General features: G+C 52.1%; 10 protein-coding genes. 4 read left to right on the top strand and 6 right to left on the bottom strand.

Annotation, left to right across the window (positions count from 1 at the left end; all coding sequences use genetic code 11):
- Positions 1-976, bottom strand: a 976-nt coding sequence (locus BUE76_RS25070; RefSeq protein ID WP_254049521.1) for an ABC transporter permease, incomplete at its 3' end; no start/stop codon positions are given.
- A gap of 155 nt (positions 977-1,131) precedes the next feature.
- Here BUE76_RS25070 and rbfA point away from each other — a divergent pair.
- The 4 genes from rbfA (at position 1,132) to frr (ending at position 4,869) form a co-directional block, all read left to right on the top strand.
- Positions 1,132-1,527, top strand: coding sequence for a 30S ribosome-binding factor RbfA (gene rbfA, locus BUE76_RS06720; protein WP_073040616.1), 396 nt, complete (start codon positions 1,132-1,134; stop codon positions 1,525-1,527).
- An 83-nt stretch (positions 1,528-1,610) separates the two neighbouring features.
- Positions 1,611-2,834, top strand: coding sequence for an FtsX-like permease family protein (locus tag BUE76_RS06715; protein WP_073040618.1), 1,224 nt, complete (start codon positions 1,611-1,613; stop codon positions 2,832-2,834).
- Between the two features lie 269 nt (positions 2,835-3,103).
- A complete protein-coding gene (locus BUE76_RS06710) occupies positions 3,104-4,225 on the top strand; it encodes a glycosyltransferase family 4 protein (RefSeq protein WP_073040620.1) in 1,122 nt (373 codons plus the stop codon).
- A gap of 80 nt (positions 4,226-4,305) precedes the next feature.
- Complete coding sequence (frr, locus tag BUE76_RS06705) at positions 4,306-4,869, top strand: ribosome recycling factor (RefSeq protein WP_073040622.1); 564 nt, start codon at positions 4,306-4,308, stop codon at positions 4,867-4,869.
- A 124-nt stretch (positions 4,870-4,993) separates the two neighbouring features.
- Here frr and BUE76_RS06700 read toward each other — a convergent pair whose 3' ends face one another.
- The 5 genes from BUE76_RS06700 to BUE76_RS06675 all read right to left on the bottom strand — a co-directional run bounded on the left by BUE76_RS06700 (position 4,994) and on the right by BUE76_RS06675 (position 13,815).
- Positions 4,994-5,473, bottom strand: a complete 480-nt coding sequence (locus BUE76_RS06700; protein WP_158069935.1) for a redoxin domain-containing protein — start codon at positions 5,471-5,473, stop codon at positions 4,994-4,996.
- The gene (locus tag BUE76_RS06695) at positions 5,473-6,789 is read right to left on the bottom strand and encodes a vanadium-dependent haloperoxidase (RefSeq protein WP_073040626.1); all 1,317 of its coding nucleotides are present in this window, start codon (positions 6,787-6,789) and stop codon (positions 5,473-5,475) included. The genes BUE76_RS06700 and BUE76_RS06695 overlap by 1 nt, the downstream gene beginning before the upstream one ends.
- A gap of 279 nt (positions 6,790-7,068) precedes the next feature.
- Positions 7,069-8,592 (bottom strand): FG-GAP repeat domain-containing protein, encoded by a 1,524-nt coding sequence (locus BUE76_RS06685; protein WP_073040975.1) that lies wholly within the window; start codon positions 8,590-8,592, stop codon positions 7,069-7,071.
- 111 nt (positions 8,593-8,703) lie between these two features.
- Positions 8,704-10,143: a hypothetical protein gene (locus BUE76_RS06680; protein ID WP_073040979.1), complete on the bottom strand. Its 1,440-nt coding sequence runs from the start codon at positions 10,141-10,143 to the stop codon at positions 8,704-8,706.
- A gap of 114 nt (positions 10,144-10,257) precedes the next feature.
- The gene (locus BUE76_RS06675; RefSeq protein WP_073040630.1) at positions 10,258-13,815 is read right to left on the bottom strand and encodes a VCBS repeat-containing protein; all 3,558 of its coding nucleotides are present in this window, start codon (positions 13,813-13,815) and stop codon (positions 10,258-10,260) included.
- Positions 13,816-14,056 lie beyond the last annotated feature (241 nt).

The following is a 14,056-nucleotide window of genomic DNA, read 5'->3' as shown; positions in this document are numbered from 1 at the left end:
TGATAATGTTGTAGAACAGGGCCAGGTAACCGATAAAAGCCGAAGCTTCCAGGTCGATATTGCCGCTAAGTACCAGGCGGCCGCCGAAATAAAGGATGCCGCAAAATACCGATACACCCAGCAGCTCCGACATGGGCGAAGCCATATCGCGGCGGTTGGCGATGCGGTTTTTGGCGTCCAGCAATTCCTCGTTGATCCGCAAAAAGCGGCCACGCATCAGGTTCTCTACATTAAATGCCTTGATCACCCGCAGGCCCGTGAGGGTTTCATCCAGCACCGACACCGACTCCGCATATTTAACTGCCGCCTCATTGGAGTGGGCCTTGAGGGTTTTGGAAACCCTGCCCAGGATCAATCCTACAAATGGAATGGAGATGAGCAGGAAAGTAGTGAGCTGCGGACTCAGGATAAAGAGCACCACGAAATTGGCGATGATGGTCAGCGGGTCGCGGATCAGGCCTTCAAGGGTACCCACCACCGAGCCTTCCACTTCGTTCACATCATTGGTGATGCGGCTGATGAGGTCGCCCTTTCTTTTTTCGGTAAAATAGCCAATGGGCAGGTGCAATATTTTGTGAAACAGGTCGGTACGCAGGCTGTTTACCACTTGGTTTTTGAGTGGGTTGAGCACAAAGTAGGAGCCGTAGAGGAACAGGTTTTTTAAAAAGATGGACAGGATGATGAGTACACAAATCCAACCCAGCATGGCCACTTTGCCTGCGGTACCGCCACCCGCGGTTTGCATGGTGCCCACCAGGAAATTGCGGATGGCGCCTACCACGGGGTTGCTGCTCCCCTGCAGCAGGGTGGAGGTAGAGCCGCCTTTTTCGCCATAAAAAATCAGTTCCAGAAAGGGCATGAGCATACCCAGCGATACAATGGAAAAAAGGATGGCGAAAATGGTAAACAGAAAATAGAGGAGGATCTTGCCTTTATAGGCTCCGAGGTATTCAAAAATCCGGGCGTATTGCTTCATGTTGTGGAGTTCACGGCTCCGGCGGTTCCCGGGTTCGCAGGTTGGGGTTTTTGGGAAAGAATTGCCAACAGGTGAAGTTTGGAACAGCCAGACAGACCCCTTTTCGGGGCGTGGCGCAAAAGTAGCTACTTTTACAGGCACAAAAACGGCAAACTATGCAGGAAGGAAAAAGGCAGAAACAGGTAGGCGGCCTCATCCAGGAAGAGATGAGTGATATTTTTCAGCGCCTGGGGCTCAGCATGATGGAAGGTGGCATGGTATCTATTTCCTCGGTAAAGATCACCCCCGATCTTTTGGAGGCCCGCGTGTACCTCAGCATCTTTAAAGTGGCCGATGAAAAGGCCCTGCTCAAGAAAATAGAAGAACGCAAGTGGGAAATAAAGAAGGAACTCGCCGGCAGGGTAAAAACCCAGCTGCGCCGTATTCCCGAACTCAAGTTCTTCCTCGACGACACCCTCGACCAGGTGTTCCGCATGGAGGAAATCTTCAGGCAGATCAAAACCGAAGATGGCGATAAGCAGGAAGGTGCTGATACAGAAAACCCTTCCTAAAATGAACGACCCCAATAATCAATAATTATTAATTAATAATTATTGATTATTGCCACATTCACCACCCTACAAATCACCGGTTCTTGACCTTTCTCTTCGCCTGGCGCTATTTCAAAGCAAAGAAATCCACGAATGCCATCAATGTCATTTCGTGGATTTCCATTGTGGCCATGGTCATAGGCACGGCGGCACTCATCCTGGTGCTAAGCGTGTTCAATGGATTTGAAGGGTTGGTAAAATCCCTGTACTCGTCTTTTTACCCCGATATCCGCATAGCTGCCCAAACCGGCAAGGTGCTGACGCTGACTGCGGAGCAGCTGGCAAAGATCCGTTCGGTAAAGGGTGTGCACCAGGTGGCCATGGTGGCAGAGGAAAAAGCCCTCTTGCAAAACGGCGATTTCCAGTCGCTCATTTACCTGAAAGGGGTGGACAGCCAATATGCACAGGTAACGGGTGTGCCCGAATACGTGATCAAGGGCGATTTCAATACCGGCACCGAAGCGACGCCCCTGCTGGTGTTGGGTTATGATGTGGAAAACGCCATTGGGGTGCATTCCGACCGCAACCTCATACCCTTGGTGGTGTACCTGCCGCGTAAGTCGGAGGTAAACCTGGCCAACCCGCTGGAGTCCATTGCCGCCGATACCATCAACACTTCCGGGGCTTTCCGCATCCAGCAGGAGTTCGACAACAAGTACGCACTCACCAACCTGCCATTTCTCAAGCGCATGCTGGACATGGGCCCTGACCAGTACGGCGCTGCCGAAATCAAACTGGATAGCACCGCCGATGAAGACGCCGTGCAGCAGGCACTGGCGGCAATGCTGGGCTCAGCGTACAAGGTGCAAACCCGCTACCAGCAGAACCAAAGCCTGTACTCGGTGATGCGTGCCGAAAAATGGGCCATCTATGCCATCCTTACCCTGGTGCTGGTAGTTGCCGCCTTCAACATGATTGGTGCGCTTACCATGCTGGTACTGGAAAAGAAACAGGACATCCAGGTGCTGCATGCCCTTGGTGCCGACCGGGGCATGATCCAGCGCATCTTTCTTTCCGAAGGCCTCCTGCTGGGCATCATTGGTGGTGGCGCCGGCATGCTCATCGCCCTGCTCATTGCCTGGTTGCAGATACAGTTTCACCTCATACCGCTGCAGGGCGGTACTTTCCTCATCGACTACTTCCCGGTTACACTCAACCCTTTCGACTTCCTGTTGGTTGGCCTCACCATCCTGGTGATTGCCGTACTGGCATCCTGGGTACCCGCCCGCAAAGCATCGGCACAGCAGGTGCTGATAAGGGAGGAATAAGCACCAGGTGCCACCCCTACCCTTATGCGTAGGCAGGCATTTAGCGAAGTAAGGCACCCGGTTTTCCAATCAATAGTTTTTGAATAGGCTGGCACCGAATGGCGCCGGCTTTTTTGTAAGGGTAAATACTGAGGCTTACTTTAGGCTGCATACCGGTTTTGTCATCGGAACAGACCAGCAGCCGAGCACCTGGAGTTTACCAAATGTGGTTGGCGGTTGCCCGCTGTCTGCAAACAATTGTACCGGTACCTGAACCAACTCATTTGCTTATGCGAACCCTGCTCCTCAGCGGATCGGTGGCATTTCTGATCACTTTCTTTGTGCTGCCGGCCATCATCAAGATTGCTGCTGCCAAGCAGTTGTTCGATCTGCCCGACGCCCGCAAACTGCATCAGCGGCCGGTGGCTTCCCTGGGCGGCGTGGGTATGTTCATTGGCTTTTTCCTCACCGACCTCCTCCTGGTTTCCCACCAACAACTGGCTTCACTGCAATACTACCTGGCAGCGGCCCTGGTAATCTTTTTCCTGGGATTGAAAGATGATATCCTGATTATTACACCGCTTAAAAAGTTCCTGGGGCAGGTACTGGCTGCCGCTATCCTGATTCACCTGGCGGGGCTGCGCATTCACGGACTGCATGGTCTTTTTGGTGTGCAAAACATACCTGCTCCTCTAGAAATCCTGCTTAGCTATGCCACCATTATCCTGGTGATCAATGCATACAACTTGATTGATGGCATCGACGGACTGGCGGGCGCACTGGGGTTGTTGAATATGGGCGCTTTTGGCTTGTTGTTTTTGTGGGTTGGCGATCTGCCATATGGCGTACTGGCGTTTGCCATGGGCGGCAGCCTGCTGGCATTCCTGCTGTTCAACCACCAGCCGGCAAAAATATTTATGGGCGATAGCGGTTCGATGGCCGTTGGTTTATTCAATGCCATTTTCGCCTTGCGCTTCCTGCACTTTCCGGGCACATCCAGCCTGCAGCAGCCTTTGCCTGCGGTATTGCCCCTGGTGATAGCCGTACTGGCGGTACCCCTCGTTGATACCATCCGGGTATTCAGCATCCGCCTGTTGCGGGGCCGCTCGCCGTTTGCCCCCGACCGCAACCATGTGCACCACCTGCTGCTCAAAAGAGGACTCAGCCACCGGCAGGCCACCTATACTTGTGTGGCAGCCAATGCCGCTTTGCTGGCACTTGCCCTGCTTGGCCAGGGCTTTGATGCTACCATCCTGCTGCTGGCACTGGTACTGATGGCGGGCGCACTGCTTGCAGTATTGGTTTACCCGCTTCGCTTCGGCCGTAAGCAGGGAACCATTTCCATTTATTCAAAACCCAAAGCCGCTGCCAATAAGCTGGCCATACCTGGCGGAGCGGCATCCGCCGCCTGAAATGAAAGGATTCGTAACAGAGTTTTTACCAAGGTATTTGGTCTACTTCATTAGTTTTGTGGCCTCAAAAACAGTTACCTATGTCTGAAGATGTGTCACTGACAATAGCGTTGGCCGAAGAATCCATGAAGAAGGCGATCAGCCACCTCGAAATTGAATTGGGAAAAATTCGTGCAGGTAAGGCCACCCCGCAAATCCTGGATGGCATCATGGTGGATTACTATGGCGCCCCTACACCGCTGGCACAGGTAGGCAATGTATCGGTGATGGATGCCCGCACCCTCACCATTCAGCCCTGGGAGAAAAACATGCTCCAACCCATTGAAAGAGCCATCATCAATTCCAATATCGGCCTCAACCCCCAAAACGACGGTATCCTGATCCGCCTGTTCCTGCCCCCGCTCACCGAAGAGCGCCGCCGCGAACTGGTAAAACGTTGCCATGGTGAGGGCGAGCATTCCAAAGTCGCCATCCGCAACATCCGCCGCGATGCCATTGAAGGCATCAAGAAACTGCAGAAGAACGGCCTGAGCGAAGACGCCGCCAAGGACGCCGAAGCCGATGTGCAGGAAATGACCAATAAATACATTGCCCTTGTGGACAAGCACCTGGTGTCAAAAGAAAAAGAAATAATGGTAGTATAAGTGCTCCGTACAATGCACCCTAAACAGAAATTTCGATATGGGTTTAGGGATGACGAAAAAGCCCCGGCAAAACATTTTGCCGGGGCTTTTTATATTGGGAACAATCAACCAAAGTTCCGTCTGGTTACAAGGCCCTTACCCCCGGCAGGATGTCCTGCACCTTGGGTTGGTTGTCGTAGGTTTTTACCAGCTTGCCGGCCGCATTGTACAGGGCCACAAATGGCGTTTGCTGCATCTTGAAATGATACCGCAGTTTAAAAGTATTGCCTTCAGTGCCGGTGATGATATTCGGGAAAGACGCGGTTTTATAATTCTGCTCAAACACCCGCAGCTCGCTGGCAGGCTTGAAGGTGGCAAGTAAAAGGGTCGCCTTTTTGAACGAATTCATTTCCTTGAACACCCCATTCAACAGGTCGGTGCAATGGTGACAATCGGGAGCGAAATAAATGAGCACCACTGGTTTTTTAGCGGGCAGGTCGCGGGCAGTAAGCACCTGCCCATTGGTGCGCCATAACTGGAACAACGGATAGTCGCTGCCGCTTTTTTGCGCGGTTGCACCCAATCCAAAAAGCAATACGCACAGTACCAAACACACACTTTTCATCATTGTCTTGTTTTGATTTTATCCCAAATATAATGACCCACCTTGGTACCCTGTGCGGCACCGGCCTCTATCCCGCTGCGGTAGTGGATACCGCCGTACACCCTGCTGATGGATGCTTCGGCAGCGGCGTCGGCAAAGGAGCTGAACCTGCGCTTCATACCGATATACTCCAGGTCGCTGGTATCTTCAAAAGCGAAGTCAGGGCCAAAGCGGGCCGTGAGCACCGTGGCTGCAGCTGAAGATATACCACTGTGTCCACTGGTATATTCGGGGAAGGCGGGCGTTTGCAGCATGGGTTGCCAGTTGCGGTCAATGTGGTCGTTGATCACAGTAATGGGGCGCACTACCTGGGTGCGGAACTTCTCCTCCCAGCAGCCGATAAAAGTATCGAAGATGGCCACAGAGGTCATCAGGTAGGCTTCTGCCGTTTCTACCGCGTCCAGCTTTTTCATACCGGCGGCAATACCGGTAATACCGATCCAGTGGCCCACCGGCGTGATCTTCTTATTGGCATACATAGTATGGCCGGCATGCTCCATCACAAAAGGATTATCGTCCCAGTAGCGGGCAATGGTTTCCTGCTCCGGGCTCAGGTTCCTTGTGGTGGTGTACACCTCATTTGCGTAGCGGAAGAAGGCGCTGGCGGTATCGGTAGAAAAGGCCGGTGGTGGGGGGCACTTAAACTGGCTGGACGAGTCGAGTACCATGGGCAGAATGCGTTGCCAGTGCGGCTCTGCGGCATCGAGATAGTCGGGAGCGGTAGGCTTCCATTTACCAGCCTGGCCGGTGCCCAGGAACTTCGACATGCCACGGGTTTCCTTGTACATATCCCGAGTGGTGCGCTCCAGCACCTTGTTGCCAATGGCTTCGCCGTAAGCCAGCGAACGCTGGTATATGTCTTCATCCAGCAGGCTGGCAAACTGCTGGTACAATCCTTTTTCGTAGTTGATCAGCGAGTCCTTGGAGAACGTGATCTTTTCGGCAACGGTAAAAAATGCTTTGGATGCTGCCAGCAGGTAGTTGTAGTCCTTTCCCGCCTCGGGCTGGGGCATGGCACCAAACCCATGCAACTGCGTAGCCACGGAACGAAAACCGGGTTTGCTGTGTACCAGGGCTTCGTATGCAGCCACAGAAGTATAGGAATAAATACGGCTGGCTACAGGAGGGGAAAAAGCATCGTGGATGATGACCTCGGTGAGCTGCTTCATATTGCGGTGGAGCAACTGGGCATCACCCAGGAGGGCGGGGTCGGCGGAAGGCTTGCACCCTGCAAACAACAGCAGGGCCAACAGCACCAGGCTGTACATTTTTTTCATAACCAAACAATCGCAATTAACGGGAGGACTAAATGTAAACCTCCCAAGGTTCTGAATAGCTGATAAGGCTCAAGTTAAGGAAAAGAGGCGGATTGGGGTTGAAGGTTTCTTGTTTTTGGTTTTTAGTTTCTGGTTGGAGGTAGGGTTTGGGGTTTAGGGTTTGGAGTTTGGGGTTGCGGCACCTGAGAAGGCTTGTATACAGCAACTTAAAACCATATTGCAACAAGCAACCAAAAACAAAAAACCAGAAACCAAAAACTAAAAACACCAAACCCCTAACTACCTCCCACCCCTGTTCCGCAATACCACAAACAATGGTGCTTTCTTCCAGTCAATATCCGTAGGTACCATGGAGCCGGGCTTGGCCATATTACCCAGCACCAGGTCGGGCCAGCCATCGCCATCGAGGTCGCCGGCGTCAAGGGTGATCCACCTGCCGGCAGCGGCTTCCTTAAAGGTTGCAGCCGCATACTGAAGCTTGCCCTTGTTCTCAAGGAACACAAATCCTTCCGAAGGCTGGTGCTGGTAGTCGGCGAAAAAGGAAATGGCTGCGATGTCCTGGTCGCCGTCCTTATCAAAGTCGAGTGTGCGGGCCTTGAAGGCTCCGTTGAGGTGATGAAAGTACTGTTGCCTGAATGCGCCCTGTTTTTCCTGCAGGTAAACGTATACGCCATGGTACGGCTTCAGCACGGGCGAGTAATCGGCATTGTCGCCACAGGTGTACACGATGTCCTGGTCGCCATCGCCGTCCATGTCCACCAGCTCAAAAGAAGTAGAGCCCCACACCGGTGGAAAGCGCAGGATGATTTCTTCCTGGAACTTACCGCCTCCCCTATTTATATACCGGCGGATGCTTTCATCGCCTTGGGCAAACAGCACCCACAGGTCGGGCAAGCCATCTCTATTTTCGTCTGTGAGGTACACCTGCGCAGCACCCGGCAATGCCTTGATAAGATGCTGCTGGTAGCTGCCGTTTTCCATGCCTTCATACCAGCTCAGATGGCCCGTTAAAAAGCCAAAAGAACCCACAACAAAATCCCTTCGGCCGTCTTTATTGATGTCGGCGGTTTTCAACACAACGGGTCTTTGCAAACCGGCAAACAAAGTATTAGGTGTTGTTCTGCCTGCCCTTGTTTGTTGCACCGTTCCAAGGGCTGCATCGCTGGGATAGATATCGCCCATATTGGTCCAAACAGGGGCACCATCCAGGTATTGTATATCCGAGATGGCTCCAGGTACAGGAAGGGAATCCAACAGGTTCAATTGATCATCAAAATGCAGCAACTGCTGGGTGTACATGTCATAAACATGCAGCTGCTTTTGCGCCGCATCGATCGAAGTAAATGTTGCCAGTGGATTGCTGTTGGAAACTGCGGGTTTTTGTACTGTAAACTGCTTTAAACCCGGGGAAACCTGTTGCGAGGGTACAGGCAAACTGTCTGGTGCTGTGGCGGTGTAATAGTCGATGATGTGCTGCCAGTCTACATAGGATAACACCGGTTGTGCAGGATAGAAATTGGCAGGCAGGTAGGGACTTCCCTTTGCCGAGGGGTATTGTCTTTCGCCGTAGGCAAAAATGCCCAGGCGGGGCCCCATTTGCGGCAATACACCGCTTTCCCAGGCAGCAGCATGCAACAGGGAAGGATCGGGCAATGCATGACAACTGCCGCAGTATTTGCCCGCAAGTTCTTTACCCTTGCGGATACTGGCCAGGGGCACATCCGCATGCGATGCATTGCGCGGATCGCTGCCGCATCCTACCAACTGGCTGAGCAAACCAATTGCTATAACCAGCACCAACATCCACCTGTTTATTTTTCTGCCTGCAACAACCTGCACGAATCGGGTTCCTTTTTGTTTTTCAAAATGCGATTGACTGAGCTTAGCCAACTGCAAGGGTATAAACAATGATTATTATTTGCGTATGAAAGCCACCAAATCCCCACGAGCGGGCACCTGCAATTGACCGCCCTGCCATTGCTGCTGCACAACACGCCTGCCGGTGACCACATCGGTCCACACTATTTCGTAATTACCCCTGGGCAGGTTCAAGGTAAGCACCGCAGGCCTGGCAGCCAGCGGCTCCAGGTAAAGCAGCCACTTATTGCTGCCGTTGCCCATTGCCTGTACCGACGCACCGGGTGTTGCCTGCAAGAGGTTGGTATCCGGCTTCAGGTCTATAAAACCAACGGCATCCAGTATTTGTTTGAGCACACCTAATTGTTTACGCAGCTGCGGGCTGCCGCCGCCAGGTGCCTTAAAGGCGGTATCCAAACCAGCTTCCGAGCCGGGCCAGAACGAATAATCCAGGTGGTTGAACAGGGCGCCGCCGGCCATCATAAAACGCCAGGCCTGTCTGCGGTAGGTAGCGTCTTCCTTACCGGCAAAACCTGTTTCATTGAAACCAATCACCTTGTTGAGGTGATAGTTTTCTGTTACCGCCAGGGGTAAGGTGTAGTGGAAATTAAATATGGAAACCTGGGGATCGGCATCGGCAACCGGGAAATGAAAATTGGCAATATTCTGCGCAATCAAATGCTTATTTGCCAGGGCTTGCTCTTCGGACCGGATCCAGGAAGCCACTTTACGCTGCCAATCGTTGGAACGTTGCGCTACTACCTGCAGGGTGTTGCGCCAGTCGGTGCCGGGGCCATACTCATTGCGCAGCAAAGTAGTATCGGAAAGATCGGCCCATGGTTCGTTCTGAATTTCAAAATAACAATTGCCAAAGCCGTTCAGCTCCCGCACCAGCTTGCGCACATAACGCTCCTGGTGTCCAAGGATATTACCGTTCTGCAAGGTGTTAACAGCAAGGGCGGCCACGCTGTCTGTCTTGTTGATATTATTAGCCCTGTTGAGTGCGCTGTAGTTCCAGCCGCCGCCATAATGGGATGAAAACAGGTTGACTTCAACGATGATGTTGTGCTGTGCAGCAGCCTGCATAAAAGCCTTCAATCTTTGAAAATAAGCCGCATCCCATTGTTCGAGGTCAAACCTGGCACCACCCAGGGCATAGCCCGGCACTTCCGTTCTTTTCCAGGGCAGCAAAAGCTTACCGGCAGCGGGTGCAAGGGTATTGTTGTTGATACCAAAATCACCCAGCTTTTCCACGTAGGCACCGGTAAAAAGCCGGGTGGTATTGAGCCCGTCCTGTGCAATGGTTTGCAAGTATTTTTCAAAATCAAAAGCCGTATTGACCACCGCACCGTAGTGTTCGCCCGAACCTACCAGGATGGTGGGTTTGTTTTGATAAGCGAAATAATGCGGGTTTTGCGTGTGCAGGCGCAACACCTGCTGTGCACCTGCAATGGTGGTAAACAGAACTGCCGCCAGCAGGGTGTGAAATCGTAACATGAATATTGGGTTGCTTGTTGACAATTTGCTGGTGTGCCAATAAACCTTGAAGGTTTTGGAAACCTTCAAGGTTTGCTCCAGTAGACCTATAAGGTTTTAAAAACCTTATAGGTCTCAAAGACCCGCCAGTTTTTTTCCTTTTCTATCCACCACTTCCATGCGTTGTACCGCGCCACCCAGCACCAGCCTTCCAGGCTGCGACAGGAAAGACGCTCCACCATAAAACTCGCGTTGCTGCCGGCTGCCATCACGCATTATCAGCGTTGCTTTCACCGCACCGGCAGGTATGGCCAACAGTGGCTGCTGGTTTTGCAAAGCAAATATCTTCAGCGGTCCCTTGGTTTGGCTGGCAGCCACCAGCATCCTGCCACCTACGCCTTGCAAATACACCATGGCCTTGCCTGCACCCGGCAGGTACAAGCCACTTTGCGCCAGCGTCAGCGGGGAGAAACCACCTTTACCATCGCCCCGCAACACCAATCCGTTCAAGGCGTCGTAGCGGCCAATAGCAGCTTCTACGCTATAGTCATTACCGGTGATGGCCAGGTCGAGGTTGCCATCGGCATCAAAGTCTTCGGCCACCATCCCAAATAGCGGTGCCACCTGTGCTGCCAGGGGCAGCGGCACTACGCTAAAGCCTTTTGCACCATCGTTGCGCACCAGCACCGATTGCAGCTGGTTGGCCTCCAGCCTGATGGCGCCCTTTCTTTGTTCATCCGTCAGCACTTCAGGAAGGGCCGCTTTTGCAAATGCCTGGTAGGTTTGAAACTTGCTGCGCATGCTGATCATCTGCTTGCTCATATCATCGCGCAAAGGCCCGGGAAACTCTTTCAAAGTGGTATCCGTTGCCGATGTGGGAATGAACAGGGAGGGAATGGCGTCATAGCTGCCGTTCTGGTCAAAATCGGCAGCAGTGATACAAACAGGCTTGCCATTGCGGTTGCGGTAAAATGCGTTCTTACCCAGGTTGCCTGCCACGTAATCCATATCGCCATCGTTGTCAAAATCACCGGGCGTAAGGCTGTTCCACCAACCCGATGACTGCGGCAGTTGCTTAACGGCACCGCCACCCGTGAAGGCGCCCTTGTTATTGGCAATAAAGGTCAGGGGCATCCACTCGCCGGCCAGTGCCAGGTCAGGCCAGCCATCGTTGTTGAAATCGGTAAATAAGGCATCACAAACCAGCCCGATATTTTGCAGTGCGGGGATCACAGCCTTTGTAATATCGGTAAACCTGGGCGCTCCGGGTTTTGAATCATTGCGCAGCAGGTAGGAAGAAACAGGCCTTGGATAAAACCAGGGGTCCACCCTGCCCGCAACAAAAAGGTCCAGGTCGCCATCGCGGTCGTAGTCGGCGGCACGCACGCAACTTTTGCTGGTGCGCAACTGCGGTAAGGCAGGCACCTGTATACTGAAGTTGCCCCTGCCATCATTCATATAAAACCGATCCTGGTAGGAAGGGCTGCCCGGCTCGGCTTCGTAGCCGCCACTTGCAATATAGAGGTCGAGGTCCTGATCACCATCGGCATCAAAAAGCAGGAGGCCCATATCTTCGGAGCGTTTTGCGGCATCGTACTCCTGTGGTTCCAGGCTTTTCTGTATAAACCTGCCATCCTTTTGCTGCAACAGCAGTTGCGCATGGTAAAAAAAGGATCCGCCACATACCAGGTCGTCCAGGCCATTGCCATCCATATCGCCTACTGCCAATGCAGGTCCATATTCCGACAATTTATGTGGCAGCAGTTTCTGTACATTGAAATCAATAAAATCTGAATCGTGGTGTACATAGCGGATGCCCGACGCATTGGTGATATCCTGGAACAGGGATGATGCATTTATAGCGGGTACTGCGACAGGCACAGCAGCATTGGCACTGCGGATATCCATTTGCACCGTTTGATCGGCCTTTACGTTTTGCAGCAACTGCTGTTTCCCATTGGGCCAGGATACCAGTATAGAATCAACCACACTATTTTTTCCTACACCAAACTGAGGGTCCAACTGAATAGAAGAAAGGTAACCGCGATAAGGTGTCAGTTCATAAACCTGCACCGTTCCTTTATACCGAAGTTCAATTTGCGCACCCAGGGCCGAAGGGTTGGCAGCGTCGCCTTTCAAATGCAGGCGCAGGAAATGATTGGCTTCTTTATCCTGCTGGCGTGCATTGTTGCGGTATACCAATGCTTCATCATTGATATTGTTCATCACCAGGTCTAGGTCGCCGTCATTATCCATGTCGGCATATACCGAGCCGTTGGAAAAAGAAGGCTGCGACAATCCCCAGTTGGCTGTAGCGTTTACAAACTGCAATCCACCCCGGTTGTGAAAAGCATAGTTGGCAATTTTTACCTGCGGTATCTGGTCAAGGATTTCGCGCTTGCTGGAAAGCAGGTTGGCTTTATTGCGGAAGGCAATAAAATCATGGTCGGTTACATCTTTGGGAAAACCATTGGTAATGATGATGTCGCGTAAGCCATCATTGTCGAAGTCGGCAACAACGGGCGTCCAGCTCCAGTCGGTTTCAGCCATACCGGTCAGGAAGCCCAGGTCGCTGAACACAGGGCGGGCAGCGGAATCGGCAGGCGCTTTATAAAACCCCTGGTTTACCTGTATGCTGTTGCGTACATATTGGTCCTGGAAATCGTACAATGCATTGTTTTGATACCGCTGGTAAGAGATGGGGTTCAGCATCATCTTCTTGCGGTAGTTGTCTTCGGGGCTCATATCGGCCTCTATCACATCCACCAAACCATCGTTGTTGATATCGGTTACATCCTGCCCCATCGCGTTTTCGGAAGTATGCTTGAAATAGGCTTTCACTTCATCCCTGAAGCTTCCGTTCCGCTGGTTGATAAACAGGTTGTTGTTGGATAAAAAATCGTTGGTGATATAAATATCCTTCCAGCCGTCCTTGTTGATATCAACGATGTTGATGCCGTGTCCATAACCTTCCACCGTAATACCCGCTTCTCGGGAAACATCGGTAAACACGGGGTGTTTGAGCGCTGCATGGTAGTCATTGCGCAGCAGCTTGTCGGTATTGGGATGCGAGCCGTCGTTGAGTATGGGACGGAACGTATTGGGGTATTGGTTTTTGAGGATTTCGTTTACCAGCAGGTATACATCCAGGTCGCCGTCGTTGTCGTAATCAAAGAAGGCCGCCATGGTGGTATGAGAGGTATCGGCCAGGCCATAAGCAGCAGCCTCATTGGCAAATACAGGCACTCCATTTTTAAGGCCTTTGTTTACATACAACAGGTTTTCGCGGCGCTTGCTATCAGGCAACAGGGAGGCACATACGTAAATGTCCTGCAGGCCATCGCTGTTGATATCTACCACGCTGATGCCGCGGCTCCAGCGGCCGGCGCCATCCACACCTGCGGACTGGGTGATGTCTTCAAATTTTAAATCGCCTTTGTTGAGGTATAATTTATTGGGCACATTGTTGCCGGCAAAGTACAGGTCCTGCAGGCCATCGTTGTTGAAATCGCCCACGCCTACCCCACCGCCATTGTAGATATTTTCTACATCCAGCACGTTAAGGCTGTCGTTATCCTCCAGTTTATTATTGAATGTAATACCGGAATCGCGGGAAGATACCTGCTCAAAAAGGGTGGGCTCCTTGCAACCAATCAGCACGGAAGCCAGCAGCAACAGGTGGCGTATTTTCATAAAGCAAACTCAGCATTAGATAGAATTTGAAGTTAGCTCCATTTACTTGTTCCAAAAAATGAATTCGATAAAGGCTGTGCCCCCATTAAATCCATGGGTAAAAAGAAAGGTCTCCTGCTTGCGGCAAGGCACCGGCAGAAGACCTATTCATTCAAACGATTGCCAGGATAAACTGCAGATGCAATTCGATCGTTGCCTGTTGAAATTGCAGCTTACCCAACGCAAATCCCCACAAAATCGA

Origin of the sequence: Cnuella takakiae (genome assembly GCF_001953305.1) — a bacterium.
Lineage (GTDB): Bacteria > Bacteroidota > Bacteroidia > Chitinophagales > Chitinophagaceae > Flavisolibacter > Flavisolibacter takakiae.
This window is presented reverse-complemented; position numbering and strand designations above follow the sequence as displayed.

Excerpts from the sequence above, each read along its gene's own strand:
- rbfA (WP_073040616.1), top strand. The coding sequence starts at position 1,132 with ATGCAGGAAGGAAAAAGGCAGAAACAGGTAGGCGGCCTCATCCAGGAA.
- BUE76_RS06710 (WP_073040620.1), top strand. The coding sequence starts at position 3,104 with ATGCGAACCCTGCTCCTCAGCGGATCGGTGGCATTTCTGATCACTTTC.
- frr (WP_073040622.1), top strand. The coding sequence starts at position 4,306 with ATGTCTGAAGATGTGTCACTGACAATAGCGTTGGCCGAAGAATCCATG.
- BUE76_RS06700 (WP_158069935.1), bottom strand. The coding sequence starts at position 5,473 with ATGAAAAGTGTGTGTTTGGTACTGTGCGTATTGCTTTTTGGATTGGGT.
- BUE76_RS06695 (WP_073040626.1), bottom strand. The coding sequence starts at position 6,789 with ATGAAAAAAATGTACAGCCTGGTGCTGTTGGCCCTGCTGTTGTTTGCA.
- BUE76_RS06685 (WP_073040975.1), bottom strand. The coding sequence starts at position 8,592 with ATGTTGGTGCTGGTTATAGCAATTGGTTTGCTCAGCCAGTTGGTAGGA.
- BUE76_RS06680 (WP_073040979.1), bottom strand. The coding sequence starts at position 10,143 with ATGTTACGATTTCACACCCTGCTGGCGGCAGTTCTGTTTACCACCATT.
- BUE76_RS06675 (WP_073040630.1), bottom strand. The coding sequence starts at position 13,815 with ATGAAAATACGCCACCTGTTGCTGCTGGCTTCCGTGCTGATTGGTTGC.